Source organism: Gluconobacter sp. R75690 (assembly GCF_015244525.1).
Lineage (GTDB): Bacteria > Pseudomonadota > Alphaproteobacteria > Acetobacterales > Acetobacteraceae > Gluconobacter > Gluconobacter potus.
This window is the reverse complement of record NZ_JABCQB010000005.1, coordinates 124,096-150,290: the sequence shown is the minus strand read 5'-3', so window position 1 is coordinate 150,290 and position 26,195 is coordinate 124,096. Positions and strand designations below refer to the sequence as shown.

Here is a 26,195-nt window from a genome sequence, read left to right as displayed (position 1 = left end):
ACGAGGGGCATGGAATACGATATCAAGACCCTCGATAACGGTAGCGCAGGCTCTGTCGCGCTTCCCGAAGAGATTTTCGCGGTCACGCCGCGCTCTGACATCATGGCACGTGTTGTGCACTGGCAGCTCGCAAAGCGCCGTGCCGGTACGCACCGTACGAAGGGCATGGGTGAGATTTCTGGCACGACCAAGAAGCCTTACCGCCAGAAGGGCACGGGTTCTGCCCGTCAGGGCTCCCTGCGTGCACCGCAGTTCCGTACGGGTGGCGTTGTCCATGGTCCGGTCGTTCGCGACCACGGCTATGATCTTCCCAAGAAGGTCCGTCGTCTCGGCCTGATCTGTGCCCTGTCGCAGAAGGCAGCCGAGGGCAAGCTGATCGTTCTCGATGCAGCCAACGGTGTCACCAAGACCCGTGAAGCCGCAGCGAAGATCAAGGCCCTGGGCTGGACGTCCGCGCTGATCGTTGATGGCGCTGTTGACGAGCAGTTCGCTCGCGCAATCGCCAATCTGCCGAAGATCGACGTTCTGCCGACCATTGGTGCAAACGTCTATGACATCCTCAACCACGACGTGCTGGTCATCACCCGCGCCGGTCTTGAGGGTCTTAAGGAGCGTCTGGCATGACCACCAATACCGTCATGAACGCACACAAGACGGCACAGAACATGTCGCAGGAAGCCCTGTACGACGTGGTCCGTGCACCGCTGATCACCGAAAAGGCTACGCTTCTTTCCGAGCGTAACCAGGTGGTGTTCAAGGTCGCTCCCTGTGCGACGAAGCCTCAGATCAAGGCTGCGGTTGAGAAGCTCTTCAACGTGAAGGTTACCGGCGTGAACACGCTGGTCCAAAAGGGCAAGGTCAAGCGCGTCAAGGGTCGTCCCGGCCGTCGCTCGGACATCAAGAAGGCGTATGTACAGCTTGCTGAAGGTCAGTCCATTGACCTTACAGCCAAGCTGGGCTGACGCGGGGTAGGATACCATGGCACTCAAGCACTTTAATCCCACGACGCCGAGCACACGCGGCACCGTGCTGATTGACCGCAGCGAGCTCTTCAAGGGCAAGCCGGTCAAGCAGCTGACGGAAGGCAAGAACAAGTCGGGCGGCCGTAACAATCACGGTCGCACCACGGTTCGCTTCCGTGGCGGCGGGCACAAGCAGTCCTATCGTTATGTCGACTTCAAGCGTCGCAAGTTCGACGTGGCCGCAACGGTCGAGCGTCTCGAATACGATCCGAACCGCACGGCATTCATTGCGCTGATCAAGTATGAAGATGGCGAACTCGCCTACATCCTTGCTCCGCAGCGCGTGAAGGTTGGCGATCGCGTCATCTCCGGCGCCCACACGGACGTTAAGCCTGGCAACGCCATGCCGCTGGGTGCAATGCCGGTCGGAACGATCGTGCATAACATCGAGCTGAAGCAGGGCGCTGGTGGCAAGCTGGCCCGCTCCGCTGGCACGTATGCCCAGCTGGTTGGCAAGGACGCTGGCTACGCACAGGTCAAGCTGCAGTCCGGTGAGCTGCGTCTCGTTCGCGGTGAATGCATGGCAACCGTTGGTGCCGTGTCTAACCCCGACAACATGAACCAGCACATGGGCAAGGCCGGCCGTTCCCGCTGGCTCGGACGTCGCCCGCACAACCGTGGCGTTGTCATGAACCCGGTTGACCATCCGCATGGTGGTGGTGAAGGCCGGACCTCTGGTGGCCGTCATCCGGTTACGCCGTGGGGTGTTCCGACCAAGGGTTACAAGACGCGTGTTAACAAGAAGACGGATAGCCTGATCATCCGTCGCCGTAAGTCCGGCAAGTAAGAGGGGGCAAACAGAGATGGCACGTTCCGTCTGGAAGGGCCCGTTCGTTGACGGGTATCTGTTCGGTAAGGCTGAAGCGTCCCGCGCTTCGGGTCGTAATGAAGTGATCAAGATCTGGTCGCGTCGTTCGACGATCCTTCCGCAGTTCGTCGGGCTTACGTTCGGCGTCTATAATGGTCACAAGTTCCTGCCTGTGCAGGTCACGGAGAACATGGTCGGTCACAAGTTCGGTGAGTTCTCGCCGACGCGGACCTACACCGGTCATGGCTCTGACAAGAAGTCGAAGCGGGGCTGAAAATGAGCAAGCCGAAGCACATCCGCACGCTCGCTGATACGGAAGCGCAGGCAGTTGCCCGCAACATCCGCGTCAGCCCGCGCAAGCTGAACCTGGTCGCGGCAATGATCCGCAACCAGCCGGCTGACAAGGCTATCGCCGCTCTGACCTTCTCGCGTCGTCGTATCGCGCAGCAGGTCAAGAAGACTCTTGAGAGCGCCGTGGCCAACGCTGAGAACAATCACCAGCTCGATGTCGATCAGCTGGTGGTCAAGACGGCAGAAGTGGGCAAGTCCATCGTCATGAAGCGTTTCCACGCTCGTGGCCGTGGCCGTTCCGCTCGCGTCGAGAAGTTCTTCAGCCACCTGAAGATTGTTGTTGCCGAGCGTGCAGAAGCACCGGAAGAGACGAAGCCGTCTCGCGGAACCAACAAAGAGCAGAAGGCAGCCTGATCCATGGGACACAAGGTCAATCCGATCGGGCTTCGGCTCGGCGTCAACCGTACCTGGGACAGCCGCTGGTACGCCGGTCAAGACTACGCACGTCTGCTGCATGAAGACCTGAAGCTTCGTGCATTCCTGCGTCGCAAGCTGTCCGGCGCAGGCGTGTCCCGCGTTGTTATCGAGCGTCCGGCCAAGAAGCCCCGCGTTACGATCTACGCCGCCCGTCCGGGCGTCGTGATCGGCAAGAAGGGCCAGGACATCGACGCGCTCCGCAAGGAACTGAGCCGTATGGCGAAGACCGACGTGGCGCTGAACATCGTCGAGATCCGCAAGCCGGAAATCGACGCGACCCTCGTTGCCGAGAACATTGCTCAGCAGCTGGAACGTCGTGTTGCTTTCCGTCGTGCCATGAAGCGCGCAATTCAGTCCGCAATGCGTCTTGGTGCCCAGGGCATCCGGATCACCTGCGGTGGTCGTCTGGGTGGTGCTGAAATCGCTCGTGCCGAAAAGTATCGTGAGGGACGCGTTCCCCTTCATACGCTTCGCGCCGACATCGATTACGGTACGGCAACCGCCAAGACAACGTATGGCACCTGCGGTGTGAAGGTATGGATCTTCAAGGGTGAGATCCTGGCTCATGACCCGCTGGCACAGGATCGTCGTGCTGCGGAGCAGGCTCCCCAGCGCTAAGACTGTGAGCGAAAGCTCACAGTTCCATTGCTGGTGCTGATTTGAGGATTTAACAACATGCTTTCCCCGAAGCGGACAAAGTTTCGTAAGGCCCACAAGGGCCGCATTCACGGTCTGGCGAAAAGCGGAACCCAGCTCAACTTCGGTGCCTTCGGCCTGAAGGCGCTGGAGCCGGAGCGGATCACCGCTCGCCAGATCGAAGCCTCCCGTCGTGCGATCACGCGTGCTATGAAGCGTGCCGGTCGTGTGTGGATTCGTATCTTTCCGGACACTCCGGTCTCGACAAAACCTGCAGAAGTGCGTATGGGCTCCGGTAAGGGTAACCCCGAGTACTGGGCAGCACGTGTCAAGCCGGGTCGTATCCTGTTCGAGATCGAAGGCGTTCCGCCTGAGGTTGCCAAGCTGGCCCTGAGCCTGGGTGCTGCAAAGCTTCCGATCAAGACCAAGTTCGTTCAGCGTATCGGAGACGCGTAATGGCCGACACGTACAAGCCTGCCGATCTGCGCGCGAAGAGCGAGGACGAGCTGAACGCTCTTCTGCTCGATCTCAAGCGCGAACAGATCAACCACCGTTTTTCGGCTGCCACCGGGCAGTCGGAGAACACAAGCCGCGTCAAGGTCGTGCGCCGTGCAGTAGCACGTATCAAGACACTGGCTCATCAATCGAAGAACCGTGCGGGCGCCAAAACGTCCGCCGCTAAGTCCTGAGAGGAGACGGACGATGCCAAGGCGCGTCCTGACGGGTAGGGTCACGAGCGACAAGATGGACAAGACGGTTACCGTTCTTGTCGATCGTCGCATCATGCATCCGCTCTACAAGAAGTTTATTCGCCGCTCCAAGAAGTATGCGGCTCATGACGAAGAGAACGTCTGCCAGACAGGCGATCTGGTCCGCATTGAAGAATGCGCACCGATCTCCAAGCGCAAGACGTGGTCTGTCGTGTCGCGCAACGGAGAGGATCTGGCATCTGCCTCCTCTTCCGTCAGCGCATAAGGGGGTAGGCACATGATTCATCCCGAGACCAACCTGGACGTCGCCGACAATTCCGGCGCACGTCGGGTGCAGTGCATCAAGGTGCTGGGCGGTTCCAAGCGGAAGACCGCCTCGGTCGGCGACGTCATTGTCGTGTCCGTCAAGGAAGCAATTCCCCGCGGCAAGGTGAAGAAGGGTGACGTCCATCAGGCCGTTATCGTTCGCACCTCCTACCCGGTCCGTCGTGCAGATGGCTCCGCCATCCGTTTCGACAAGAATGCTGCCGTTCTGCTGAACAAGCAGCAGGAGCCGATTGGTACGCGTATCTTTGGCCCGGTGGTTCGTGAACTGCGTGCGCGCAAGTTCATGAAGATCATCTCGCTGGCTCCGGAGGTGCTGTAATGGCTGCTCGTATCAAGAAGGGTGACCAGGTTCTGGTCCTCTCCGGCAAGTCCCGTGGCGTTCGTGGCGAAGTCCTCGCCGTGATGCCGAAGGCCGAGAAGGCTGTTGTGCGTGGCGTGGCAGTTGCCAAGCGTCACACGAAGCCCAACCGCATGGGTGGAGAAGGTGGGATCATTGAGCGCGAAATGCCGATCCACCTGTCCAACCTGAAGCTGGTTGATCCGAAGAGCGGCAAGCCGACGCGCGTTGGTTTCCGTATTCTGGAAGACGGTCGCAAGGTTCGCGTTGCCAAGGCAACCGGCGAAGTGATCGAAGGCTGAGGAGCGCAACAATGAGCGAATATAAAAACGCTTTGCCGCGTCTGCACCAGCGCTACGAAGACGTTCTGAAGAAGCAGCTGCGTGAGCAGTTCGGTTACGCCAACGAACTCCAGGTTCCCAAGCTCGAGAAGATCGTGCTGAACATGGGTGTTGGTGAAGCCGCCGGCGACCAGAAGAAGCTTGATGCCGCTGTTGCGGAAATGACCGTCATTTCCGGTCAAAAGCCCGTCAAGACCCTTGCTCGCAAGGCTATTGCCGGCTTCAAGATCCGTGAAGGTCTGCCCATCGGCTGTAAGGTCACGCTCCGTCGTGCCCGCATGTACGAGTTTCTTGACCGTCTGGTGACGATCGCCATGCCGCGTATCCGTGATTTCCGCGGTCTGCCGGCAAACAAGGGCTTTGATGGACATGGCAATTTCGCCATGGGCATCAAGGAACAGATTGTGTTTCCTGAGATCGAATATGACAAGATCGATGCCGTTCGCGGCATGGACATCATTTTCGTGACCAGCGCCAAGTCTGATGCTGAAGCAAAGGCCCTGCTGAAGGCCTTTGATCTGCCGTTCAACGGCTGATCCATAATTTTTCAGACCGATCACGGTTAAAATCAGGATTCGGCCTTCCATTGGAAGGCCGCTTTCCTTTATAGACACGCTGATTGGAAAACCGTCGGGATAGGCCTGACAGGTTCCGGGAGAAAATTCGAGATGGCGAAGGTCTCAGCGGTAAACCGTAATAACCATCGCGCTGCCCTGGTGAAGCGCGACAAGGAAAAGCGGACCGCTCTCAAGAACATCATCAAGGATCGCACACTGTCGGTTGAAGACCGCTTTGATGCGACCCTTAAGCTGGCCCAGATGCCGCGTAATGGATCCGCCACGCGCGTCCGCCTGCGTTGCAAGCTTTCTGGTCGCCCCCGTGCCAACTATCGCAAGTTCGAGCTGAGCCGTATTGCTCTGCGTGATCTTGCCTCCGCCGGCCAGATTCCTGGCATGGTCAAGTCGAGCTGGTAAAGGGTAGATCGAATGTCTTTGTCTGATCCACTGGGCGATATGCTGACCCGGATCCGCAATGCGCAGCGTGCCCGTCATGCTGTCTGCGTTGCGCCTGCATCCAAGCTGCGCGCAAGCGTTCTGGAAGCTCTGAAGCGTGAGGGCTACATCCGTGGCTTCGCCGCCGAGGAACTCCGCAAGGGTGTTGCACAGCTCCGCATCGAGCTGAAGTATGTAGAAGGCCAGCCGGTCATCAAGGAAATCCATCGCGTTTCCAAGCCCGGCCGTCGCGTCTACTCGAAGATCAAGGAACTTCCGCGCGTTTATGCCGGCCTTGGTGTGTCGATCCTGTCCACCCCGCGTGGCGTCCTGTCGGACGTCGAGGCTCGCGCTGCCAACGTTGGCGGCGAGGTCCTCTGCCGCGTCTTCTAAGGAGGATCGCATGTCTCGCGTAGGTAAATATCCCGTCGAAGTTCCGGCTGGCGTGCAGGTTTCCGTTGCTGATGGCTTCTTCAAGGCCAAGGGCAAGCTCGGTGAACTGATCGTTCCGGTGTCCCGTCACGTGGAAGTCAAGATTGAGGGCAGCAACGTTTCCGTCGCTCCTGTCGGTCGTCGCTCCCGCGAAAACTGGACCATGTGGGGAACGACCCGCGCTCTGATCGCCAATACGGTCAAGGGCGTGTCCGACGGCTTCTCCAAGGGGCTTGAAATTCAGGGTACGGGTTTCCGTGCTGCTGTTCAGGGCTCCAACCTGGTGATGAACCTCGGTTTCTCGCACGATGTTGTCTATCCGATTCCGGAGGGCATCAAGATCACCACTCCGCGTCCGACCGCGATTGTCGTTGAGGGTAACGACAAGCAGCGTGTTGGTCAGGTTGCGCTCGATATTCGCAGCTTCCGCAAGCCTGAGCCTTACAAGGGCAAGGGTGTTCGGTACGAGACCGAGGTTCTGCGTCGTAAGGAAGGTAAGAAGAAGTAATGGCATCGCAGCAAGGATTGCAGGAACGTCGCCGTCAGCGGCTGCGCTTCCAGCTTCGTCGCAAGAGCGGCGGCCGGCCGCGTTTGTCGGTCTTCCGTTCCAGCAAGCACATTCACGCCCAGATCATCGACGATGCACAGGGCCGCACACTTGCCAGCGCTTCCACGCTGGAAAAGACGCTCCGCGACGCTGGCAAGACCGGCGCCGACGTGTCTGCGGCTACCGCTATCGGCAAGCTGATTGCCGAGCGCGGTGTTGCAGCTGGCGTCAAGACCGTCGTGTTCGACCGCGGCTCTTATCTGTATCATGGCCGGGTCAAAGCCCTGGCAGAGGCTGCCCGCGAGGGCGGACTCTCGTTCTAAGGAGGATCACACATGGCACGTGAGCCAAGAGAAGGCGGCCGTGGTGGTCGTGAGCGCGAGCAGGGCGATGATCTGGTCGACAAGCTCGTAACCATCAACCGTGTCGCCAAGGTCGTGAAGGGTGGTCGCCGTTTTGCGTTCGCTGCCCTCGTGGTTGTTGGTGACCAGAAGGGACGCGTTGGTTACGGTGCGGGCAAAGCCCGTGAAGTTCCCGAGGCGATCCGTAAGGCAACTGAGCGCGCGAAGCGCACGATGATCCGCGTACCGATGAAGGAGGGTCGTACCCTTCATCACGATACGTTCGGTCACTACGGTGCCGGTAAGGTTGTTGTCCGTGCGGCTGAAGCCGGTACGGGTATCATCGCCGGTGGTCCGATGCGTGCAGTGTTCGAAAGCCTTGGCGTCAATGACGTTGTGGCCAAGAGCCTCGGTACGCGGAACCCGCACAACATGATCAAGGCGACCTTTGCTGCGCTTGAGAAGGCCAGCAGCCCGCGTCATGTTGCTTCCCGTCGCGGCAAAAAGGCTGCTGAACTGTTTGGCAAGCGCGAGCAGGGCCAGACGGAAGCGGAGGTGACAAATGGCTGAGAACGGCAAGACCGTCCAGGTTACGCAGATCGCATCGGTCATCGGTCGTAAACCGGGCCAGGCTGAGACCATTACCGGTCTTGGTCTGCGTGGAATTGGTTCCACGCGCACGCTGGAGGATACTCCGGCCGTGCGTGGGATGATCCGCAAGGTTGCCCACCTCATCAAGGTGGAGGGTTGAAATGAACCTCAACGAACTGCGCGATAACGAGGGCTCTCGGTATCGCAAGAAGCGTCTCGGGCGCGGCATCGGGTCCGGCAAGGGCAAGACGTCGGGTCGTGGCGTCAAGGGTCAGAAGGCTCGTGAGGGCGTGTCCCTCAACGGCTTCGAGGGTGGCCAGCTTCCGCTGTACCGTCGTATGCCGAAGCGTGGCTTCGTGAACATCTTCCGCAAGGAATATGCTCCGGTGAACCTCGGTGCGATCTCCAAGGCCATCGAAAGCGGAAAGCTGGACAAGGCTGCAACCGTCAATGAGGAGTCCCTGCGCAAGGCTGGTCTCGTCAACGGTAGCAAGCTGGCCGGTGTCCGTCTTCTTGCCCATGGTGAGCTTTCGCATGGTGTGACCATCGAAGTGGCTGGCGCTTCTGCTGCGGCTCTGGCTGCGGTTGAGAAGGCTGGCGGCACCGTCAAGGTGCTCGAAACCAAGAAGGAAGCTCAGGCTGACGCCTGATATTTCTTTTCCGGGCTTCGGCCCGGAATAGGGTTGGATAGTGAACAGCGTCCCGTGCTCTCGTGCGGCGACGCTGTTTTCATGAAAGGACAGGTGGATGGCTTCCGCAGCAGAGCAGCTCGCCGCCAATCTCAATATGAGTTCGTTTTCCAAGGCGACCGAACTCAAGAAGCGCATCTGGTTCACCCTGGGTGCGCTGATCGTCTATCGGCTTGGCACGTATATTCCGGTTCCCGGCGTCGATGCGACCGTGATGGGGCAACTTCTTGCCCAGCATCAGGGCGGCATCCTGGGAATGTTCGACATGTTCACGGGTGGTGCGCTTGGACGCATGACCGTGTTCGCGCTGAACATCATGCCGTATATCAGTGCCTCGATCATCATCCAGCTTCTCTCCACGGCGCTTCCGTCCATGGAAGCAATGAAGAAGGAAGGTGAGGCGGGTCGTAAGAAGCTCAACCAGTACACGCGCTATCTTACGGTTTTCATCGCCCTTTTTCAGGCCTACGGCATTGCTGTCGGGCTTGAGAACATGACGGCGCATGGTGCGAATGCTGTGGTGGCCCCGGGGATGTTCTTCATTGCATCCTGCGTCGTGACGCTTGTAGGCGGCACGATGTTCCTGATGTGGCTTGGAGAGCAGATCACGTCCCGAGGTGTTGGGAACGGCATTTCCCTCATCATTTTCGCGGGTATCGTGGCGAACCTGCCGCACGCTCTGGCCAGTCTTTTCGAGTTGGGACGGACAGGGGCTCTTTCGCCTATTTTCGTTGTGATCTTTCTGATCCTGGCGATTGCGGTCATCGGCTTCATCGTCTTCATGGAGCAGGCACAGCGCCGCGTCGTGATCCAGTATCCGAAGCGTCAGGTTGGAAACCGCATTTTTGGCGGTGATTCCACTCACATGCCGCTGAAGGTCAATACGGCTGGCGTTATTCCGCCGATCTTTGCATCTTCCGTTCTTCTGATTCCGGTGACCATTTCCGGGTTCATGAACGGGCATTCGATGCCGGGATGGCTCTCGGTTCTGGGTCAGCAACTGGGGCAGGGCCAGCCGCTTTACATGCTGTTCTATGCGGCGATGATCCTCTTTTTCTCCTATTTCTATGCGGCGATTACGTTCAATCCCGAGGAAACGGCAGAGAATCTGCGCAAGCAGGGGGGCTTCATCCCGGGCATTCGTCCAGGTGCAAGCACTGCAACGTATTTCGACAAGATCCTGTCCCGTCTGACGGCGATCGGTGCGATGTACCTCGTGGTGGTGTGCCTGTTGCCGCAGATCCTGATCAGCAAATACAACGTGCCATTCTATTTCGGTGGCACCAGCCTGATCATTATCGTGTCGGTTACGATTGATACGGTGACACAGGTTCAGTCCCATCTGGTGGCGCACCAGTATTCGGGCTTGATTCGCAAACAGCGTAGCCGCGGTTCCCGTGGTGGTATTCCGGGAGGCTCGAAGCGTCGATGAACATCATTCTTCTTGGCCCGCCGGGGGCAGGCAAGGGAACCCAGGCCAAACGTCTTGAAGCCCTTTACGGCTTCAAGCAGATTTCCACCGGCGACATGCTACGGGCGGAAGTCGCTGCGGGTTCGGCGATTGGCAACGAAGCCAAGGCGATCATGGAGAAGGGGCAGTTTGTTCCTGATCCGATCATTGTTGCCATGATCCAGAACCGGATTGCACAGCCGGACTGCGAGCGGGGCTTCATTCTTGACGGCTTCCCGCGGACCGAAAGTCAGGCTGAGGCGCTGGACACCATGCTGTCCGCTCGTGGCCTGACGATCGATGCCGTTATCCTTCTGGACGTCAACGAAGAGGAACTCGTCGAGCGGATCGCCAGCCGTCGCGGCGAAGATGGTACGCGGCGTCCGGATGACAATCCCGATGTGGTCCGTGCCCGTCTGGATGTCTATCGCAAGCAGACCGCACCCATCCTTCCTTATTATGAGAAGGCCGGGCGCCTGCTGCATGTGGATGGCATGAAAGACGTTGAGAGCGTTGGCAAAGAGATTGATGCCATCGTTGTGGCAGCGAAGAAACACTGAATATTCTGATAGAATCACGAAAAAGTGATCTCTATCATTTGACTCAGGTAGGGTGGGCAGTATATTGCGCGCCCTCGACACAGGTGCAGTCAGGCCGTGTATGCGCATGCCGGAATCGGCAGGTGACAGGTCCGGCTGCGAGATAATCGACCTGGCCACGGCCGGGCACGTAACAGTCTGGTACGGCCCTGAGCCGTTCCAATGGGAGTAACAGGCGTGGCACGTATTGCCGGCGTAAACATTCCGACCAACAAGCGGGTCGTCATTGCCCTGCGTTATGTCTACGGCATTGGCCCGTCGACGGCGCAGTCCATCTGCAACAAGCTCGAAATCCCCGATGCCAAGCGCGTCAACGAGCTGTCTGATGATGAAATCGTGAAGATCCGCGAGCTGATCGATTCCGAACTGCGCGTTGAAGGCGATCTCCGTCGCGAGACCGCAATGAACATCAAGCGTCTGATGGACCTCGGTTGCTACCGTGGCCTTCGTCACCGTCGTGGCCTGCCGGTCCGCGGTCAGCGCACGCATACGAACGCCCGTACCCGCAAGGGCAAGGCCGTGGCGATTGCTGGTAAGAAGAAGGTCACGCGCTAATCCGCGCCTGACATCTTCATCGACGTTTTTCGTTAAACTTTTAGGACGACCTCTCTCATGGCCAAGGCCGCTGCTCCGCGTATCCGTAAAAAGGAACGCAAAAATATCATTTCCGGTGTTGCTCACGTGCTTTCCACGTTCAACAACACCATGATCACCATTTCTGACGCACAGGGCAACGCGATTGCCTGGTCGTCGTCGGGTGCGCAGGGGTTCAAAGGCTCCCGTAAGTCCACGCCGTATGCTGCTCAGGTCGCTGCAGAAGATGCCGGCCGCAAGGCACGCGAGCATGGCATGGAAACGCTTGAGATCGAGGTCTCCGGTCCGGGTTCGGGGCGTGAAAGCGCTCTCCGTGCCCTTCAGGCCGTAGGGTTCAACATTACGTCCATCCGCGACATGACGCCCGTGCCGCACAATGGCTGCCGTCCCCGGAAGCGTCGTCGCGTCTGAGTGATGCTTTGCTGCGTATCGTGCGCGATACGCAGCATCTGTAAGTGATTGCATCTTTTGCCGCACCTCTGGTGCGGGCCCAGGTGCCGCCAATTTCCCTTGGCGTGCTTCGTTGTTTGAAAGGCCACGACCTTGGTTCTCCAGAAAAACTGGCAGTCCCTCATCAAGCCGGAGAAGCTTGAAGTCGAGCCCGGACCGGTTGCCTCGCGCATCGCCACTGTCGTGGCCGAGCCTCTGGAACGCGGCTTCGGCATGACGCTTGGTAACGCACTGCGGCGTATTCTCCTGTCGTCGCTGCAGGGCGCTGCCGTGACCGCCATCCAGATCGATGGCGTGCTGCATGAGTTCTCCGCTGTGCCGGGTGTTCGCGAAGACGTCACGGACATCGTCCTGAACGTCAAGCAGCTCGCCCTTCGCATGCATGGTGAAGGCCCCAAGCGCATGATCCTGACGGCCACGGGCCCGGGTGAAGTGACGGCTGGCCAGATCCAGGCGGGTCATGACATCGAGATCATGAACCCTGATCTCGTGATCTGCACGCTCGATGACGGCGTGAAGCTCGGCATGGAATTCACCGTCAATATGGGCAAGGGCTATGTTGCAGCAGCAGCAAACCGTCCGGAAGATGCCCCGATTGGCCTGATTCCCATCGATGCGATCTACTCGCCGGTGCGCCGCGTGTCCTACAAGATCGAGCAGACGCGTGTCGGTCAGGTTACTGACTATGACAAGCTGCTGTTGACGGTTGAGACCAACGGTGCGGTGACGCCCGAAGACAGCTTGGCTCTTGCAGCCCGGATTCTTCAGGATCAGCTGCAGCTGTTCATCAACTTCGATGAGCCGCGTCCGGTCCAGCATGAAGAGCCGCAGGATGACCTGCCGTTCAACCGCAATCTTCTCCGCAAGGTTGACGAGCTCGAGCTGTCGGTGCGTAGCGCCAACTGCCTCAAGAACGACAACATTGTCTATATTGGCGATCTGGTGCAGAAGTCCGAACAGGAAATGCTCCGCACGCCTAATTTCGGGCGCAAGTCGCTCAACGAGATCAAGGAAGTTCTCACCGGTATGGGGCTGTCGCTCGGCATGAGCGTCCCGGCCTGGCCGCCCGAGAACATCGAGGATCTGGCCAAGCGTCTCGACGAGACGTTCTGAGAACTTTCAAGGTAAGGAAAACTAGCAATGCGTCATGGTGTGAGCGGGCGTAAGCTCAACGTCACCTCTTCTCACCGCGCTGCCATGTTCCGCAACATGGCCGTGGCTCTCATCAAGCACGAGCAGATCACGACGACGCTGCCGAAGGCGAAGGAACTTCGCCCGGTGGTCGAGAAGCTGATCACGCTCGGCAAGCGTGGCGATCTGCACGCCCGCCGTCAGGCTTTCGCACAGCTGCGTGACGACGCCGTCGTGACGAAGCTGTTCTCGGCTGTGGCCGAGCGTTACAAGGGACGTGCCGGTGGCTACTCCCGCGTGCTGAAGGCGGGCGTCCGTTATGGCGACAATGCCGATATGGCCGTGATCGAACTGATCGATCGTGATGTCGCCGCAAAGGGCCAGGACAGCGGACCGAAGCAGAACGTTGCAGAGGAGCAGGAAGCCGCCTGAGGCTCTCTGTTTTCGAAGATTTGAAAAAGGCCGGAGCAGGAATGCTCCGGCCTTTTTTGATTCGTGGTTTCTTTGCCACGATGTTGTGTGATATGCAGTCTCCACTCTTTGCAGACCCATTCCTGTCCCGTGTCGGGACAGCGTGAAATTCCGTTTCCTCACGGGAGCGGTTGCCGCCCTTTTGGAGAACGTTCCGCCGTTCTTCGCGGTGGGTCTGCACAATTCTGAGAAACAGGTCCGAGCACTCTCGTAGGGCCTGCCACGACGCATCGAATATGTATCCCGGCAATGAGGCCTGGATGGGTTCGTGATGCGTCCAGCGTTTGGAGAGCGTTATAATGTCCGAATCTTCCCCCCCTAAACATGGGCTTGCGGAAACCCTTGGGATACCCAGAGCCCTGTTCTGGGCATTTGTGGGACAGCTCCTGTTCATGGTCGGTGATGGCGTGGAGGCGGGGTATCTCGATACCTACATGCTTCATCACGGCCATACGCAGGGTTTCGTGAACGAAATGTTCACTTTCTACGGTGTCACCGTGATGATCGCGGCCTGGTTCTCCGGGCCGCTGTCCGATCTCATGGGGCCCAAGAAAGTCATGTGGCTTGGTCTCATTCTGTGGACCATTCTTGAAGTCGGCTTCCTGTCCTTCGGTCTGGGGCCGAACAGTGGGCCGATGATCCTGCTTTTCTATACACTGCGTGGGTTTGCCTATCCGCTCTTTGCGTATGGTTTTCTTGTCTGGATCGCTGCGGCAACCCCGACCGCCATGCTGGGTTCGGCTGCAGGCTGGTTCTGGTTTTCCTTTTCTGCCGGTCTGCCGACTCTCGGTTCGCAGTTCGCACGTTTTGCCATCCCGGAAATCGGCGAGCTTCGGACCTTCTGGTGTTCGCTGGGGTTGGTGATCGTAGGCGGCTTGGTCGCCCTGCTGTTCACGCATGAACCGACGGGCAAGAAGCGTCTTCTGCCGGAGCATATCCCGGCCCGGGACATCTTCTTCGGATCCATGAGCATCATGTGGCGTGAGCCCAAGACGCTGATTGCTGGTATCGTCCGCGTGATCGATACGTCTTCGGAATATGCCTTCCTGGCCATCATGCCAGCGTTCTTCGTGGATCATCTGGGATTTTCCCTGGAACAATGGCTGAACCTGCTGTCACTCATCTTCCTGAGCAACATCCTGTTCAATCTTGTTTCGGGCATGGTTGCCGATACGCTGGGGCATCGTTTTGTTGTGGCCGTCTTCGGTGGGATCGGTGGCTTTATTGCCATTCCGCTGTTCTATTATGTGCCGCTGTGGTTCCCCGGAAACTTCTGGGCCGTGGCCGCCGCAGGTATCTTCTATGGTGCTACCGTGGCAGCCTTTGTTCCGCTGTCCGGCCTGATGCCGCAGATCTGCCCGCGTGAAAAAGCCGCTGCCCTGTCCATTCTGGGACTGGGTGCTGGTGCGTCCACCTGGGTTGGTCCGGCAGTCGTGGCTGGCTGTGAAGCTGTCTTCGGTCCGGGCATGCAGTATGTGATCTGGACCTTTGCCGTGATCTATCTGGCTTCTGCTGGCATGACGATGGCTCTGACCATATCGCCAGAAGCACGCCGTTACAGCGAAGAGGCTGCGGCGCGGGGCGAAACCGCGCCAGCTGTCGGTCATTGAGTTCAGGGCATTCCGTCATCTCCCTGACGCTGTAAAAGGAGGGGGCAGTCCGGGATCGGGCTGCCCCCTTCCGCGTTGGGAGGCAGTCATGTCAAGGAGAAGAGCTATGGACGCCGATCTGGAACAGTATCTGGAGGCAGGGGTAGGGCGATTGCAGGACGATGCCAGCGCCTGTCCCTGGATGAACGGTCTTGAGAAAAAAGTTTCCAGTGCCGCAAGAGAAACAGAGGCACTTGTCAGCGATTTGATGGTCGATCAGCCACTGTTCTGGTTACTGACCTCGTTTTTCATCGGGATTTTGTTGGGAAAAGGTCTTTTTCGGAAAAGTTAAACTTCCGTAGGCTCGTCACGTTACGACATGACCACGAACTCTTGGGCGAGGAGCCTGCGTCATGCTGCACTATGCGATTGTTTTCTTTATCATTTCCATCATTGCCGGTGTTTTCGGCTTTTCTGGTATTTCGGCCGCAACGGCTGGGATCGCCAAGCTGTTCTTCATCGTCTTCCTCGTGTTGGCAGTGCTGGCCATTCTCGCAGGTGTCGCGGGACTGCACGCTCTCTGAGCCCGGCAGGCGGGGAAGATATGAAAAGGGCGGGTGCCGATGGTCCCGCCCTTTTTCTGTGCTTCAGTTTCCGTTCTTGTCTCTCTGGATGAAGGACGGAAGAAGCGGATTGTCCGTCTGGAGTGAGTTTTTGCTCGGAAGCTGCTGCGTGGTCCAGCCACCGCCAAGATCCGTTATCAGCTTTACTTCGGCAAGGAACTGCTGCTGCCGTACGCTGAGCTGGGTCTCCTGGTACTGCAGGGCATTCTGCTCTGCCGTGATGACCGTTGTATAGATCTGCGTTCCGGCCAGATATTCGTTCATCGAAACCTGAACCGCGGCCTCGGCGGACTTCACGGCAGCATTCTGCAAGGTCAGTTGCTGATCGAGATAATGCAGCCCTGACATCTGATCCTCGGTGTCCTGCAGCGCGGCCAGGACTGTCTGACGGTAGGTGGCGACAGCGTTGTCGTAATCGGCTTCCGCACTGCGAACCGCAGCGGAACGCGAGCCGCCCTCGAAGATGGTCTCTGTTGCCGCCGCACCAAGGCTCCAGGTCCGGGTAGCGGTCTGGATCAGCTGCTGGAGCGGATTACCGCTGTAGCCGTAGGATGCGGAGAGCGTGACCTGCGGGAAGAAGGCCCCGATCTCGTATCCGATTTCGGCATTATAGGCTTCCATGTTCCGCTCGGCCTGCGCCACGTCCGGACGGCGCTGAAGCAGCATGGACGGGACCGCAGCAGGCGCCGGAGGAATCGTCTCGGGCAGGGGAGACGGCGCCAGCGTGAGTTCTGCGGGAGCGCGGCCCGTCAGCATCGCGATGGCATGCTCATACTGCGAGCGGGCAATATGCGCGTTGGAGAGGCTGGCCTGTGTCGATTGCAGGAGATACCGGGCCTGAAGCACGCTTGCGGGATCGGCGACACCGGCTTCGAGCTGGTTCTGAAGGATCTCCAGGTTGTGGCGATACAGATCCACGTTGCGGGCATAGAGCGCAATCAGGCTGTCCTGATAACGCAGATCAAAATAATCCTGAGCCAGCTGGAGCTGATAGGACAGGCGCATGTTGGCAACCAGCGCGGCATCGGCCTGGGTTGCTGCAACCTGCTCCTGCACCTGACGGCGGATCATGCCCCAGACGTCCACGGTCCAGCTTGCCGAGGGTCCGGTCGTCCACGTGTTGGACGTGTAGGACTGGCTGGACGTGTAGGGAATGCCGTTGCTGGCATTCGAGGTACTGCCGCCCTCCGAGTTGCGGTTGAAGCTGAACTTGCCGCTTAGGGTCGGGAACAGCTGCGCGCGGATCGAGTCAATCGTGGCGGCAGCCTTGCGGTACTGCGCCTCGTATTCCTTCAGGCTCTGATTGGATGTGGCAACCCGCTCTTCAAGATCGTTCAGGATGGGATCGTTGAAGATCGTCCACCAGTCTCCCTTGGGCATCTTTGCAAGATCCGGGACCGCAACCTGCCAGCCGGGGGGCGGGGGTGCTTCCTTGAACTTGGCAGAGATGATGGCCTTCGGACGATGATAGTTCGGTCCGACCATGCCGCCGATGCAGCCGCTCAGGAAAGGCAGGGTCGCTGCCCCCAGCAGGGCAGTGCGCAGGGTAGACTTACGGAGGGCGGTCATCAGGACTGTGTTTCCCGGGAAGAAAGATGGAAGAAGGAGGCGATATGGGCCCGCAGACGGCCCATGGCGCGCCCGAACCGGTCGAGATAAAGGAAAATGACGGGGGTGCTGTAGAGCGTCAGAAGCTGGCTGACCACGAGACCGCCAAGGATGGCGATACCCAGCGGACGCCGGAGTTCACAGCCATAGCCGTTGCCAATGATCAGGGGCACGGCGCCGAATGCGGCTGCCAGCGATGTCATGAGGATCGGGCGGAAGCGCAGATGGCTCGCCTGACGGATGGCATCTGTGGGGGACAGACCCTCACGCTGCGCCACCAGGGCGAAATCGATCAGCATGATGGCGTTCTTCTTGACGATACCGATCAGGAGGATCACGCCGATCATTGCCATGAGGGAGAACTCCTCACCGCAGACCTGAAGGGCAAGAATGGCACCCACACCCGCAGACGGCAGGGTTGAGAGGATCGTGAGGGGATGGATCAGGCTCTCATACAGGATACCCAGCACGATATAGACGGCTGCGAGTGCCGCGAGGATCAGCAGGGCCTCGTTGCCGACCGATTTCTGGAAGGCCGCCGCGTTGCCGGCAAACCCGCCATGAATGTCCGCAGGAACATGCAGCTTGACCATGGCGGCCTGAACGGCATCGACAGCCGGACCAAGCGAGACGCCCGGGGCAAGGTTGAAGGAGATGGTCGTCGCGACGGACTGCCCGTCATGGCTGACGGTCAGGGCCGTATTGGTGTTGCGCTTGCGCGAGACGACGGAGAGCGGCACCATTGTGGATGCGGTCGTGGCAACCGCAGAGCCGCTCGAGGCTGACTTGCCGCCGGCGAGCGCGTTGGCCACCGAGTTCTGATAGGAGATCTCGCTCTCGGACAGGGTGGTGGTCGTGGTTGCGGCCTTGACGCGGATGTTGTTGGACGCCGTGCCGCCTGCAGCAGTGCCACCCGAGATGCTGACCCACATCTGCTCCAGCATCGACGGATCCTGCCAGTAGCGGGGGGCCGCCTCCATGACGACGCGGTACTGGTTGAGATTGCCGTAGATGATGGACGCGGCACGCTGGCCGAACGCATCATAGAGCGTGTTGGAAATCAGCTGTGGCGTGACGGAGTAACGGGCCTCCGTATCGCGGTTGATCGCGATGTTGATGCCCTGTCCGCCCTGTTCCACATCCGAGGTGACGTCCATGAGTTCCGGCAGCTTCGAGAGTGCAGCCACGATCTTGGGCGTCCATTCGAACAGGTCCTCGGCGGAAGGCCCTTCCAGCGAATACTGATAGGCGGCATCGCCGGGACGCGCGCCCATCCGGACGCTGCCCGGTGCCATCAGGCGGAGCTGTGCGCCGGGGACGTGGGAGAACCGGCGGGTCAGGCGCTGAATGGTCGTGGCGAGATCGTCCGTGCGCTCGGATTTGGGCTTGAGGGCGACGAACATGTTGGCGGAGTTGGCCGAACGCCCGCCCACGCCACCCATGACGCCCACGACATCGCGGTCGGATGCCACGGCCTTCATGGCCTTGACCACGATTTTCTGGAGCGCCTGGAACGAGATCGACTGGTCGGCGACGACGCGGCCCATGATCTGTCCGGTATCCTCGGACGGGAAAAAGCCCTTGGGCATCTTCACATACAGCACACCCGCAAGAACCAGCGTGGCGGGCAGAGACATTGCGATCAGGAACTGGTGCCCCAGCGCCCAGTCGAGAGAGCGCCCGTAACCCGCGGTAATGCCGTTGATCGAGCGTTCGAGGAAGCGGCCGATCTTCTTCCACAGGCCCGGCCCCTGATCGTCTGTATGGGTCAGGAGTTGGGCGCTGATCATGGGCGTCAGCGTCAGGGACAGGACCAGCGAGATGCAGAGCGTGATGACCATGGTCATCGCGAATTCATGGAATAGGCGCCCGGCAATGCCGCCCATCAGCATGATCGGTGCGAAGACGACGATCAGCGAGACAGTGATCGAGACAACGGTGAAGGCGACCTCGGTCGTACCCTTGATCGCGGCTTCCTGCCGACCGTAGCCCATCTCCATGTAGCGGGCGATGTTTTCCAGAACGACGATGGCGTCATCGACCACGAAGCCGGTCGAGATCGTCAGGGCCATCAGCGACATGTTGTCGAGCTGGTATCCCATCAGCGACATCGCGCCGAAGGTGCCAATAATCGAGACCGGAACCACGATGGCCGGCACCATGATGGCCGACAGGCTGCGCAGGAACAGCAGGACCACGGCCACCACGAGCACGACGGCGATGATGAGCGTCTGTTTCGTATCGTCCAGCGAGGCCCGGATCGTTTTGGAGCGATCGATCAGGATCGAGATATCGGTGTTGCCAGGCAGGGCGGACTGGAGCACGGGCAGACGACTGCGGATGCCGTCAATCGTCTTGATGACGTTGGCCCCGCCCTGGGTGAACACGGTGCAGATGATGGCGGCCTTGCCATTGAGATAGCCGGCCTGCCGAAGGTCTTCCACGCTGTCATTGACGTCCGCCACATCCGTGAGGCGCACGGGCTGGCTGTTGCGGTATGCGATGATCAGGTCGCGGTATTCTTCGGCCTTGGTGGCCTGATCGTTGGTGGAGAGCATCATCCGCTCCCCATTGGCGTCCAGGAAGCCCTTGGGCGTATGGGCATTGGCAGACGCCAGGGCAGCGCGAAGATCCTCGAATCCGATCCCGTAGCGGAACAGACGCAGCGGATTGATCTCGACCCGCACGGCCGGAAGGGACGCGCCCCGGATGTCCACATCGCCCACGCCTTCGATCTGGCTGAGCTGCGGGATCAGGATATTGCTGGCGAAATCGTAGAGTTCCTGCGGCGTCCGGGTGCTGGACGTCAGCGTCAGCGCAAGGACGGGCGGACCATTCGAGTTCGCCTTCATATAGGTCGGGTTGCTGCGCAGGGTCGTGGGCAGATCCTGCCGCGCGCCCTGAAGCGCCGCTTCCACGTCACGCGCCGCGCCGTTGATATCGCGCGACAGATCGAACTGCAGCGTAATGCGCGTCTGGTTGACGGTGGATTCCGACGTCATTTCGGTCACGCCGGAAATCGCGCCGAGATGCCGTTCCAGAGGCCCGGCGATCGTGCTCGCGATTTCGGACGGGGAGCCGCCGGGCTGGTTCGCGGTCACCATGATGACCGGGAAATCCACGTTCGGCAGATCGGCGACCGGCAGGGTGAAATACCCCATGATGCCGCCCATCACGAGGGCGACGGCCAGCAGCGTCGTGCCGACAGGCCTCAGGACGAAGAGGCGGACCAGATTCACGGAGCGCCTGTCTGGGGGTTGGAGGTCTGGGGCTTCGAAGGCGGGGTGCTGCGACGGTGACGCTTGATGAAGGCACGCGTTTTCGTGCCGACCTCATCCATGAACAGATAGATGACGGGTGTGGTGAACAGGGTCAGGAGCTGCGACATCATCAGGCCGAAGACGATGGCCACACCCAGCGGACGACGCAGCTCGGAGCCGACACCCGTGCCGAGCAGCAGGGGCAGGGCGCCGAACAGGGCGGCCAGCGTGGTCATCAGGATCGGACGGAAACGGAGCATGGCCGCGCGCTTGATGGACTCAAGGGGCGTATGGCCTTCCAGACGTTCGGCTTCGAGCGCGAAGTCGATCATCATGATGGCGTTCTTCTTCACGATGCCGATCAGCAGCACAATGCCGATGATGCCCATGATATCGAGATCCATCCCGAACAGATAGAGCCCGATCAGCGCACCGATGGCGGCCGAAGGCAGGGTGGAGAGGATCGTGATCGGGTGGATGTAACTCTCATAGAGAATTCCCAGCACGATATAGACCGCGATCACGGCCGCCATGACCAGCCAGACCTCGTTGGACAGCGACGAGCGGAACGCCGCGGCCGTGCCCTGGAAGGCGGTCTGGAACTCCGGCGGCAGGTTGATCTGCTTTTCCACGCGTTCGATGGCGTCGGTTGCGGTGCCCAGCGAATAACCACTGGCGACGTTGAACGAGACAGTCGTGGCCGGGAACTGCCCATAATGGCTGATCAGCAGCGGCGAGAGCGCATGGGTGATCGTCGTCACCTGCGACAATGGCACGAGACCGGATGTCGGCTGGCGGGTCGGGCCGGACGTGCTGGCGCCGGCTTCGGACGAGATGCCCGGCAGGTAAAGCTGGCTCAGGGACGTCAGGTCTGTCTGGAGCTTCGGATCGGCTTCCAGAATGACGCGGTACTGGTTGGACTGCGTGTAGATCGTGGTGATCTGGCGCTGGCCGTAGCTGTCATACAGAAGATTGTCGATCGTCTGCGGCGTGATGGAGTAACGCGCGCCGGTCGGACGGTCGAGCGAGAGCTGGGCGACCAGCCCCTCGGCCTGAAGATCGGACGTCACGTCCGTCAGGGACGGCTCCTTGCGCAGCGCATCCACGAATTTCGGCACCCAGGTCTTGAAGGTGTCGTAATCCGGGTTTTCCAGCATGAACTGGTACTGCGTGGCGGAAATCGAGGAATCCAGCGACAGGTCCTGGATCGGCTGGACATAGAGTTCGGCGCCGGTCACCTGCTGCCCGACGGAAGAGAGGCGGCGCAGGATCGTCTGAAGGTCGCTCGTCCGCTGTTCACGCGGCTTGAGGTTGATGAGGAAGCGGCCGACATTCAGCGTCATGTTCTGGCCGTCGATGCCGACGAAGGACGAGATGCTGGCGACGTCCGGGTCCTTGAGGATCACGTCTCCAAGGGCGGCCTGACGCTCCTTCATGCCCTCGAACGAAATGGCCTGCGACATCACGGAGATGCCCTGGATGACGCCGGTGTCCTGCGTCGGGAAGAAGCCTTTGGGAATGGTCCAGGCCAGCACGCCTGTCAGGATGATCGTGCCGACCGTGACGAGCAGAGTCGTGACACGGAAGCGCAGCACGACGTCGAGCCAGCGGCCATAGCCTGCGATCAGCGCATTGATGCCGCGTTCGGTGCTGTTGGACAGGCGGCTCCAGACCGTGTTTTTCGTGGACGGCGCGTGCGTATCGGAGAGCAGACGCGCGCACATCATCGGCACCAGCGTCAGGGCGACGATGGCAGAAATGATGATCGTAATGGAGAGCGTCATCGCGAATTCATGGAAAAGACGCCCGACGACATCCTTCATGAACAGCAGCGGGATCAGCACCGCGATCAGCGAGACCGTCAGCGAGATAATGGTGAAGCCGATTTCGCCCGCGCCCTTGAGTGCTGCGGTGTAGCGGTCCTCGCCGGCTTCGACGTAACGCGCGATGTTCTCAATCACCACGATGGCGTCATCGACGACGAAGCCGGTCGCAATGGTCAGGGACATCAGCGAGAGATTGTCGAGCGAGAAGCCCAGCAGATACATCGCCGCCAGCGTGCCGATCAGCGATAGCGGGACGGAGAGGCTGGGAATGATCGTCGCCGGAACGTTCCGCAGGAACACGAAGATCACACCCACGACCAGCAGCATGGCGAGCGCAAGTTCGTATTCCACGTCATTGACCGAGGCGCGGATGGTCGTGGTCCGGTCAGTCAATGGCGTGACGTCAATGCCGGGCGGCAGGTCGAGCTTGAGCTGCGGCAGGACGCGCAGCACGTTGTCCACGACGCCAATGACATTCGCGCCGGGCTGACGCTGCACGTTCAGGATCAGCGCAGGCGTGCGGTTGGCCCAGGCGGCGAGCTGTGCGTTTTCCGCACCTTCGACGACGGTTGCGATGTCCCGCACCCGGATCGGACCGTTGTTCTGATACGCGATCACCTGGTTCATGAGCTGTTCGACGGACTGGATCTGACCGTCGATGCGCAGGGAGGTGGAGCGTTTGGGGCCGTCGAACGTACCGGTCGGCGAATTGACGTTCACCGTGCTGATGATGGTGCGCAGTGTGTCGATCGCGATGCCGTAGGAGGTCAGCTTCGGAATGTTGACCTGGATCCGGTACGCCTTGCGGTTGCCGCCCGACAGGGTGACGAGACCGACGCCGGAAATCTGGCTGATCTTCTGCTCAAGACGCGTGTTGACGTAGTCCTCGACCTCCGGAAGCGGTAGCGTCTTGGACGTGATGCCGAGCGTCAGGACGGGCGTGTCAGCCGGATTGACTTTCGCATAGATCGGGGGGGCGGGCAGATCGCTGGGGAGCAGGGAGGTGGCGTTGTTGATCGCCGCCTGGACTTCCTGTTCGGCCACGTCCATCGACATGTCCAACCCGAAGCGCAGGGTTACGACCGAGGCACCGCCCGAGGACTGGGAGGTCATCTGGTCCAGACCCGCCATCTGGCCAAGCTGGGTTTCCAGAGGTGCGGTGACGGACGTGCTCATCACGTCCGGCCCGGCGCCCGGATAGAATGTCGAGACCGTGATCGTCGGGTATTCGACCTGCGGCAGGGCTGACACGGCCAGGAAGTGATAGCCGAGCAGACCGCTCAGCAGGATGGCGAACATCAGGAGGCTGGTGGCAACCGGGCGCTCGATGAACAGGCGGGACGGATTCACGGTCTTGCTGTTCCCTAATCTTGCTGTTCTGGTCGGCGATCAGTGATTGCCGGTATCGGCGGGCGAGGACGGGTCGTTCTGCTGCTGCGGTGCGTCGGAACTCTGCTGTCCGTTGCGGTGACGGCGGTGCTGACCAGCGGTCTGCTGTTCGGCTTCCGAGGTCTGCTTCGCTGCCGAAGAGGTGTCGGGGATCGAGATCTTCTGCCCCGGACGCAGATGGCTGACACCGTCTGTCACGACGCGGTCACCGTCGTTCAGGCCTTTCTGGATCACGGCATTCGTGCTGTCGGTTGCGCCCACGGTGACGGGAACGACTTCCACGGTCATGTCGGATTTCACGCGGTAGACGAAGCGCCCGTCTGGACCGGTCTGCAAGGCATTGCCGGGGACGAGCAGGGCATTATGCAGCGTCGTGACCAGCAGATGCGGGTTGACGAACTGGTTCGGGAAGAGGTGCTCGTCCTCGTTGGCAAAAATGCCACGCATCCGGACCGTTCCGGTCGAGGTATCGATCTGGCTGTCGAGGGCCTTCACGGTGCCGGTGGCGAGTTTCTGGGTGTTGTCGCTGTTCCAGGCTTCAACCGTCAGTTCGCCGGACTCCCGCAGATGGGTCGCGACTTCGCCAAGCTGGTTCTGCGGGACCGTGAAAATCACGGAGATCGGCTGCATCTGTGTCAGGATCGTCAGGCCGCCGGACTGACCTGCGGTGACATAGTTGCCTACGTCGAGCACGCGGATACCGACACGGCCATCGACCGGCGCGATGATGTGGCAGTACATCACGTTCAGTTCGGCGTTGCGGACATTGGCGCGATCGTATTCGACCTGTCCTTCGAGCTGCTGCACCGTGAATTCCTGATCCCGGGCCGTCATCGCCGAGGTCGAGTTCTGTTTGATCAGGCGCTGGTACCGGGCATTGTCCACGCGGGCCTTTTCAAGCTGCGCGATATCGGCTGCAAGCGTGCCACGATACTGCGCGAGCGTGGCCTCGTAGGGACGCGGATCGATCAGTTCGAGCTCGTCTCCCTTATGGACGTGCTGGCCTTCCTGATAATAGACGGCGGCGATATGGCCGTTGACGCGCGGCGTGATCGTTACGTTGGTGACGGGGACGACCGTGCCGATTTCCTGGAAAATGACAGGCATGTCGCCGATATGGGCACTTGCGACGGCGACGGGCTGTACGCTTCCGTCGGCGGCTGCCCCGCGGGCATGCTTGTGTGTCGCCCCATGGGGGCGGAAGATCGCGAACAGGATCAGGAGAGCGACCAGAAGGACAATTCCCCACAGGATCCAGCGCCGACGGGAACGGGCTGGTGGGGGAGAGGACTGGGCTGTGCTGTTCGTAAGGCGGTCGCTGGAGCCGGCCGTCTGCTGATCCATGGTGGTTCTGTCTTTCCCGTATACCAGAGCGCAGGGCTCTCAGGCGGCGATGCTGTGTGTTTTCATACCTATACGGCAGGAAACCAGCGCCTGCCATGACACGACCTTAAATCCTGTTCAGTTTTGACAACGAAAATCAAAAACCGGGCAAAATGATACGGTTCGTTACTTTTCCCCGGGGCTTGTCTCTTCTGCGCTCAGGGATCATATCGGACTGGAACCGGATGCTCCCGTCGTGCGTTTGAATGCAGACACAGGTCTATCCGGACAGAGGAGAACAAGATGGCTGATACAACTGAGACGAAGGCCGAGGGCCTCCTGGATGAAGCCAAAGGCAAGGTCAAGGACGGTTTAGGCGGTCTGACGGGCGATGCGAAGCTCCAGGCTGAAGGCAAGTTCGACCAGCTTTCCGGCATGGCGCAGCAGGACTTCGCTGACCTGTACGACGAGGGTGAAACCAAGCTCGAAGCCGCGACGGCATTCGTTCAGGATCGTCCCCTGATCTCGCTGGTGATTGCGACGGTCGTCGGAATGATCGTGGGCGGACTGATGTTCGGTCGCAAAAGCTCCTGAGGGAGCAAGAGGCGCTTCGACCACAGCGGCGTCTTTGTGCTAGAAGCCTCCCGGAGTAATCCGGGAGGCTTTTTGCATGGAATGGTTTTACGAGAATAACGGGCAGCAGGCCGGTCCCGTCTCCCGTGAAGAAATTCTGCGTCTGATCATGCAGCAGCGCATCAGACCTGAGACGCTTGTCTGGACGTCGGAATTCGGAGACGTCTGGAAGCCGGCCAGCGCGGCGGGGTTGGTGTCTCCGCTCACGGGGCTGCTGCGCATGTCGGCCGGGATCTCGGAGCACTGGGCCTGGGTCCTGCTGGTCGGACCGTGGCTGATCCAGCGCCTGGCGCTTCTCGTCCTGGATTGGCGGCAGATCCCCGACAGCGAGCGGATGGGGACATTCTCCATCGTCGGAATGATGTCGCTGGCCCTGTTCTTTACAGCCTTCATGCTGGACCGGAACTCCATCCGTGAAAGTGGACAGACCCCGCCGGGCTTCTGGTGGTGGCTGTTCCTGCCCGGATATTTCTGGCGGCGCCGGCAGATTGTCGGGCGCGGGCTGTCGCTCCTGATCGTCAGTCTCGTACTGCTGGCGGCCAACGTGACGGAAAAGATCTATCAGTTGCCCCAGATCGAAACCGAGCTTCAAACCCGGCAGGGACAGCTGAATCAGCCCGTTCCCTCAACCCCGCCGGCCTCGGGTCAGGACAACGAACAGGAAGAACTCTGACGGTGGTGGGAAAGAGTCTTTCCCACCACACTTGA

At 60.0% G+C, this 26,195-nt stretch carries 34 protein-coding genes; 30 read left to right on the top strand and 4 right to left on the bottom strand.

What is annotated here, in order from left to right:
* Nucleotides 1-9 precede the first annotated feature (9 nt).
* From rplD to HKD27_RS07835, 28 genes are all read left to right on the top strand, one after another.
* Complete coding sequence (gene rplD / locus HKD27_RS07970) at nucleotides 10-624, top strand: 50S ribosomal protein L4 (RefSeq protein ID WP_011251965.1); 615 nt, start codon at nucleotides 10-12, stop codon at nucleotides 622-624.
* 41 nt (nucleotides 625-665) lie between these two features.
* A complete protein-coding gene (locus HKD27_RS07965) occupies nucleotides 666-962 on the top strand; it encodes a 50S ribosomal protein L23 (protein WP_194689196.1) in 297 nt (98 codons plus the stop codon).
* A gap of 16 nt (nucleotides 963-978) precedes the next feature.
* Nucleotides 979-1,809, top strand: a complete 831-nt coding sequence (gene rplB, locus HKD27_RS07960) for a 50S ribosomal protein L2 (protein ID WP_011251963.1) — start codon at nucleotides 979-981, stop codon at nucleotides 1,807-1,809.
* Nucleotides 1,810-1,825: 16 nt separating this feature from the next.
* On the top strand, nucleotides 1,826-2,104 hold the full coding sequence (gene rpsS / locus HKD27_RS07955; RefSeq protein WP_011251962.1) for a 30S ribosomal protein S19: 279 nt from the start codon (nucleotides 1,826-1,828) through the stop codon (nucleotides 2,102-2,104).
* Nucleotides 2,105-2,106: 2 nt separating this feature from the next.
* On the top strand, nucleotides 2,107-2,535 hold the full coding sequence (rplV, locus tag HKD27_RS07950) for a 50S ribosomal protein L22 (protein WP_011251961.1): 429 nt from the start codon (nucleotides 2,107-2,109) through the stop codon (nucleotides 2,533-2,535).
* A gap of 3 nt (nucleotides 2,536-2,538) precedes the next feature.
* Nucleotides 2,539-3,216 (top strand): 30S ribosomal protein S3, encoded by a 678-nt coding sequence (gene rpsC, locus HKD27_RS07945; protein ID WP_011251960.1) that lies wholly within the window; start codon nucleotides 2,539-2,541, stop codon nucleotides 3,214-3,216.
* Nucleotides 3,217-3,273: 57 nt separating this feature from the next.
* Nucleotides 3,274-3,690 (top strand): 50S ribosomal protein L16, encoded by a 417-nt coding sequence (rplP, locus tag HKD27_RS07940; protein ID WP_011251959.1) that lies wholly within the window; start codon nucleotides 3,274-3,276, stop codon nucleotides 3,688-3,690.
* A complete protein-coding gene (gene rpmC, locus HKD27_RS07935; protein WP_011251958.1) occupies nucleotides 3,690-3,923 on the top strand; it encodes a 50S ribosomal protein L29 in 234 nt (77 codons plus the stop codon). Before rplP ends, rpmC begins: the two co-directional genes overlap by 1 nt.
* A 13-nt stretch (nucleotides 3,924-3,936) precedes the next feature.
* Nucleotides 3,937-4,209 carry a 30S ribosomal protein S17 gene (gene rpsQ, locus HKD27_RS07930; protein WP_024717239.1) on the top strand — a complete coding sequence of 91 codons (273 nt, stop codon included), beginning with the start codon at nucleotides 3,937-3,939 and terminating at the stop codon, nucleotides 4,207-4,209.
* A gap of 12 nt (nucleotides 4,210-4,221) precedes the next feature.
* Entirely contained in the window at nucleotides 4,222-4,590 is a 369-nt protein-coding gene (gene rplN, locus HKD27_RS07925; protein WP_011251956.1) for a 50S ribosomal protein L14, read from the top strand.
* The gene (rplX, locus tag HKD27_RS07920) at nucleotides 4,590-4,910 is read left to right on the top strand and encodes a 50S ribosomal protein L24 (protein ID WP_011251955.1); all 321 of its coding nucleotides are present in this window, start codon (nucleotides 4,590-4,592) and stop codon (nucleotides 4,908-4,910) included. The genes rplN and rplX overlap by 1 nt, the downstream gene beginning before the upstream one ends.
* An 11-nt stretch (nucleotides 4,911-4,921) precedes the next feature.
* Complete coding sequence (gene rplE / locus HKD27_RS07915; protein ID WP_011251954.1) at nucleotides 4,922-5,485, top strand: 50S ribosomal protein L5; 564 nt, start codon at nucleotides 4,922-4,924, stop codon at nucleotides 5,483-5,485.
* Nucleotides 5,486-5,617: 132 nt separating this feature from the next.
* Nucleotides 5,618-5,923: a 30S ribosomal protein S14 gene (gene rpsN, locus HKD27_RS07910; protein WP_011251953.1), complete on the top strand. Its 306-nt coding sequence runs from the start codon at nucleotides 5,618-5,620 to the stop codon at nucleotides 5,921-5,923.
* A gap of 12 nt (nucleotides 5,924-5,935) precedes the next feature.
* Complete coding sequence (gene rpsH, locus HKD27_RS07905; protein ID WP_011251952.1) at nucleotides 5,936-6,334, top strand: 30S ribosomal protein S8; 399 nt, start codon at nucleotides 5,936-5,938, stop codon at nucleotides 6,332-6,334.
* 10 nt (nucleotides 6,335-6,344) lie between these two features.
* Nucleotides 6,345-6,881, top strand: coding sequence for a 50S ribosomal protein L6 (gene rplF / locus HKD27_RS07900; RefSeq protein ID WP_194689109.1), 537 nt, complete (start codon nucleotides 6,345-6,347; stop codon nucleotides 6,879-6,881).
* Nucleotides 6,881-7,243: a 50S ribosomal protein L18 gene (gene rplR / locus HKD27_RS07895; protein WP_062496101.1), complete on the top strand. Its 363-nt coding sequence runs from the start codon at nucleotides 6,881-6,883 to the stop codon at nucleotides 7,241-7,243. The genes rplF and rplR overlap by 1 nt, the downstream gene beginning before the upstream one ends.
* Nucleotides 7,244-7,255: 12 nt before the next feature.
* Nucleotides 7,256-7,831: a 30S ribosomal protein S5 gene (gene rpsE, locus HKD27_RS07890; RefSeq protein ID WP_011251949.1), complete on the top strand. Its 576-nt coding sequence runs from the start codon at nucleotides 7,256-7,258 to the stop codon at nucleotides 7,829-7,831.
* A complete protein-coding gene (gene rpmD, locus HKD27_RS07885) occupies nucleotides 7,824-8,012 on the top strand; it encodes a 50S ribosomal protein L30 (RefSeq protein ID WP_011251948.1) in 189 nt (62 codons plus the stop codon). Before rpsE ends, rpmD begins: the two co-directional genes overlap by 8 nt.
* A 1-nt stretch (nucleotide 8,013) precedes the next feature.
* Complete coding sequence (rplO, locus tag HKD27_RS07880) at nucleotides 8,014-8,502, top strand: 50S ribosomal protein L15 (protein WP_062448930.1); 489 nt, start codon at nucleotides 8,014-8,016, stop codon at nucleotides 8,500-8,502.
* Between the two features lie 97 nt (nucleotides 8,503-8,599).
* Nucleotides 8,600-9,973 (top strand): preprotein translocase subunit SecY, encoded by a 1,374-nt coding sequence (gene secY, locus HKD27_RS07875; protein WP_194263617.1) that lies wholly within the window; start codon nucleotides 8,600-8,602, stop codon nucleotides 9,971-9,973.
* Nucleotides 9,970-10,551, top strand: a complete 582-nt coding sequence (locus HKD27_RS07870; protein WP_194689108.1) for an adenylate kinase — start codon at nucleotides 9,970-9,972, stop codon at nucleotides 10,549-10,551. Before secY ends, HKD27_RS07870 begins: the two co-directional genes overlap by 4 nt.
* Nucleotides 10,552-10,767: 216 nt before the next feature.
* Nucleotides 10,768-11,145, top strand: coding sequence for a 30S ribosomal protein S13 (gene rpsM / locus HKD27_RS07865; RefSeq protein WP_011251944.1), 378 nt, complete (start codon nucleotides 10,768-10,770; stop codon nucleotides 11,143-11,145).
* A 57-nt stretch (nucleotides 11,146-11,202) separates the two neighbouring features.
* Nucleotides 11,203-11,595, top strand: coding sequence for a 30S ribosomal protein S11 (rpsK, locus tag HKD27_RS07860; protein WP_011251943.1), 393 nt, complete (start codon nucleotides 11,203-11,205; stop codon nucleotides 11,593-11,595).
* Nucleotides 11,596-11,727: 132 nt separating this feature from the next.
* Nucleotides 11,728-12,747, top strand: a complete 1,020-nt coding sequence (locus HKD27_RS07855; protein WP_011251942.1) for a DNA-directed RNA polymerase subunit alpha — start codon at nucleotides 11,728-11,730, stop codon at nucleotides 12,745-12,747.
* Between the two features lie 27 nt (nucleotides 12,748-12,774).
* The gene (rplQ, locus tag HKD27_RS07850) at nucleotides 12,775-13,197 is read left to right on the top strand and encodes a 50S ribosomal protein L17 (RefSeq protein WP_062496108.1); all 423 of its coding nucleotides are present in this window, start codon (nucleotides 12,775-12,777) and stop codon (nucleotides 13,195-13,197) included.
* 338 nt (nucleotides 13,198-13,535) lie between these two features.
* Entirely contained in the window at nucleotides 13,536-14,846 is a 1,311-nt protein-coding gene (locus HKD27_RS07845) for an MFS transporter (RefSeq protein ID WP_194263616.1), read from the top strand.
* Nucleotides 14,847-14,952: 106 nt separating this feature from the next.
* Nucleotides 14,953-15,177, top strand: a complete 225-nt coding sequence (locus tag HKD27_RS07840) for a hypothetical protein (RefSeq protein WP_024717238.1) — start codon at nucleotides 14,953-14,955, stop codon at nucleotides 15,175-15,177.
* 61 nt (nucleotides 15,178-15,238) lie between these two features.
* Nucleotides 15,239-15,409 carry a DUF1328 domain-containing protein gene (locus HKD27_RS07835; protein ID WP_011251938.1) on the top strand — a complete coding sequence of 57 codons (171 nt, stop codon included), beginning with the start codon at nucleotides 15,239-15,241 and terminating at the stop codon, nucleotides 15,407-15,409.
* Between the two features lie 63 nt (nucleotides 15,410-15,472).
* Here HKD27_RS07835 and HKD27_RS07830 read toward each other — a convergent pair whose 3' ends face one another.
* Genes HKD27_RS07830 through HKD27_RS07815 form a run of 4 tightly spaced genes read right to left on the bottom strand, consistent with a single transcriptional unit; the run spans nucleotide 15,473 to nucleotide 24,875 of the window.
* Nucleotides 15,473-17,017 carry an efflux transporter outer membrane subunit gene (locus HKD27_RS07830; RefSeq protein ID WP_194689107.1) on the bottom strand — a complete coding sequence of 515 codons (1,545 nt, stop codon included), beginning with the start codon at nucleotides 17,015-17,017 and terminating at the stop codon, nucleotides 15,473-15,475.
* Nucleotides 17,017-20,295: an efflux RND transporter permease subunit gene (locus HKD27_RS07825; protein WP_194689106.1), complete on the bottom strand. Its 3,279-nt coding sequence runs from the start codon at nucleotides 20,293-20,295 to the stop codon at nucleotides 17,017-17,019. Before HKD27_RS07825 ends, HKD27_RS07830 begins: the two co-directional genes overlap by 1 nt.
* Nucleotides 20,292-23,492, bottom strand: coding sequence for an efflux RND transporter permease subunit (locus HKD27_RS07820; RefSeq protein WP_062496117.1), 3,201 nt, complete (start codon nucleotides 23,490-23,492; stop codon nucleotides 20,292-20,294). The genes HKD27_RS07825 and HKD27_RS07820 overlap by 4 nt, the downstream gene beginning before the upstream one ends.
* A 39-nt stretch (nucleotides 23,493-23,531) precedes the next feature.
* Nucleotides 23,532-24,875 (bottom strand): efflux RND transporter periplasmic adaptor subunit, encoded by a 1,344-nt coding sequence (locus HKD27_RS07815; RefSeq protein ID WP_194689105.1) that lies wholly within the window; start codon nucleotides 24,873-24,875, stop codon nucleotides 23,532-23,534.
* 282 nt (nucleotides 24,876-25,157) lie between these two features.
* Here HKD27_RS07815 and HKD27_RS07810 point away from each other — a divergent pair, with 282 nt between their 5' ends.
* Nucleotides 25,158-25,448 (top strand): CsbD family protein, encoded by a 291-nt coding sequence (locus HKD27_RS07810; protein ID WP_194263611.1) that lies wholly within the window; start codon nucleotides 25,158-25,160, stop codon nucleotides 25,446-25,448.
* Nucleotides 25,449-25,524: 76 nt separating this feature from the next.
* Entirely contained in the window at nucleotides 25,525-26,160 is a 636-nt protein-coding gene (locus HKD27_RS07805; RefSeq protein WP_194689104.1) for a DUF4339 domain-containing protein, read from the top strand.
* Nucleotides 26,161-26,195: the final 35 nt, after the last annotated feature.

What these genes read in the sequence shown, in the direction of transcription:
- rplD (WP_011251965.1), top strand. Translation starts at nt 10, where the DNA reads ATGGAATACGATATCAAGACCCTCGATAACGGTAGCGCAGGCTCTGTC.
- HKD27_RS07965 (WP_194689196.1), top strand. Translation starts at nt 666, where the DNA reads ATGTCGCAGGAAGCCCTGTACGACGTGGTCCGTGCACCGCTGATCACC.
- rplB (WP_011251963.1), top strand. Translation starts at nt 979, where the DNA reads ATGGCACTCAAGCACTTTAATCCCACGACGCCGAGCACACGCGGCACC.
- rpsS (WP_011251962.1), top strand. Translation starts at nt 1,826, where the DNA reads ATGGCACGTTCCGTCTGGAAGGGCCCGTTCGTTGACGGGTATCTGTTC.
- rplV (WP_011251961.1), top strand. Translation starts at nt 2,107, where the DNA reads ATGAGCAAGCCGAAGCACATCCGCACGCTCGCTGATACGGAAGCGCAG.
- rpsC (WP_011251960.1), top strand. Translation starts at nt 2,539, where the DNA reads ATGGGACACAAGGTCAATCCGATCGGGCTTCGGCTCGGCGTCAACCGT.
- rplP (WP_011251959.1), top strand. Translation starts at nt 3,274, where the DNA reads ATGCTTTCCCCGAAGCGGACAAAGTTTCGTAAGGCCCACAAGGGCCGC.
- rpmC (WP_011251958.1), top strand. Translation starts at nt 3,690, where the DNA reads ATGGCCGACACGTACAAGCCTGCCGATCTGCGCGCGAAGAGCGAGGAC.
- rpsQ (WP_024717239.1), top strand. Translation starts at nt 3,937, where the DNA reads ATGCCAAGGCGCGTCCTGACGGGTAGGGTCACGAGCGACAAGATGGAC.
- rplN (WP_011251956.1), top strand. Translation starts at nt 4,222, where the DNA reads ATGATTCATCCCGAGACCAACCTGGACGTCGCCGACAATTCCGGCGCA.
- rplX (WP_011251955.1), top strand. Translation starts at nt 4,590, where the DNA reads ATGGCTGCTCGTATCAAGAAGGGTGACCAGGTTCTGGTCCTCTCCGGC.
- rplE (WP_011251954.1), top strand. Translation starts at nt 4,922, where the DNA reads ATGAGCGAATATAAAAACGCTTTGCCGCGTCTGCACCAGCGCTACGAA.
- rpsN (WP_011251953.1), top strand. Translation starts at nt 5,618, where the DNA reads ATGGCGAAGGTCTCAGCGGTAAACCGTAATAACCATCGCGCTGCCCTG.
- rpsH (WP_011251952.1), top strand. Translation starts at nt 5,936, where the DNA reads ATGTCTTTGTCTGATCCACTGGGCGATATGCTGACCCGGATCCGCAAT.
- rplF (WP_194689109.1), top strand. Translation starts at nt 6,345, where the DNA reads ATGTCTCGCGTAGGTAAATATCCCGTCGAAGTTCCGGCTGGCGTGCAG.
- rplR (WP_062496101.1), top strand. Translation starts at nt 6,881, where the DNA reads ATGGCATCGCAGCAAGGATTGCAGGAACGTCGCCGTCAGCGGCTGCGC.
- rpsE (WP_011251949.1), top strand. Translation starts at nt 7,256, where the DNA reads ATGGCACGTGAGCCAAGAGAAGGCGGCCGTGGTGGTCGTGAGCGCGAG.
- rpmD (WP_011251948.1), top strand. Translation starts at nt 7,824, where the DNA reads ATGGCTGAGAACGGCAAGACCGTCCAGGTTACGCAGATCGCATCGGTC.
- rplO (WP_062448930.1), top strand. Translation starts at nt 8,014, where the DNA reads ATGAACCTCAACGAACTGCGCGATAACGAGGGCTCTCGGTATCGCAAG.
- secY (WP_194263617.1), top strand. Translation starts at nt 8,600, where the DNA reads ATGGCTTCCGCAGCAGAGCAGCTCGCCGCCAATCTCAATATGAGTTCG.
- HKD27_RS07870 (WP_194689108.1), top strand. Translation starts at nt 9,970, where the DNA reads ATGAACATCATTCTTCTTGGCCCGCCGGGGGCAGGCAAGGGAACCCAG.
- rpsK (WP_011251943.1), top strand. Translation starts at nt 11,203, where the DNA reads ATGGCCAAGGCCGCTGCTCCGCGTATCCGTAAAAAGGAACGCAAAAAT.
- rplQ (WP_062496108.1), top strand. Translation starts at nt 12,775, where the DNA reads ATGCGTCATGGTGTGAGCGGGCGTAAGCTCAACGTCACCTCTTCTCAC.
- HKD27_RS07845 (WP_194263616.1), top strand. Translation starts at nt 13,536, where the DNA reads ATGTCCGAATCTTCCCCCCCTAAACATGGGCTTGCGGAAACCCTTGGG.
- HKD27_RS07840 (WP_024717238.1), top strand. Translation starts at nt 14,953, where the DNA reads ATGGACGCCGATCTGGAACAGTATCTGGAGGCAGGGGTAGGGCGATTG.
- HKD27_RS07835 (WP_011251938.1), top strand. Translation starts at nt 15,239, where the DNA reads ATGCTGCACTATGCGATTGTTTTCTTTATCATTTCCATCATTGCCGGT.
- HKD27_RS07830 (WP_194689107.1), bottom strand. Translation starts at nt 17,017, where the DNA reads ATGACCGCCCTCCGTAAGTCTACCCTGCGCACTGCCCTGCTGGGGGCA.
- HKD27_RS07815 (WP_194689105.1), bottom strand. Translation starts at nt 24,875, where the DNA reads ATGGATCAGCAGACGGCCGGCTCCAGCGACCGCCTTACGAACAGCACA.
- HKD27_RS07810 (WP_194263611.1), top strand. Translation starts at nt 25,158, where the DNA reads ATGGCTGATACAACTGAGACGAAGGCCGAGGGCCTCCTGGATGAAGCC.
- HKD27_RS07805 (WP_194689104.1), top strand. Translation starts at nt 25,525, where the DNA reads ATGGAATGGTTTTACGAGAATAACGGGCAGCAGGCCGGTCCCGTCTCC.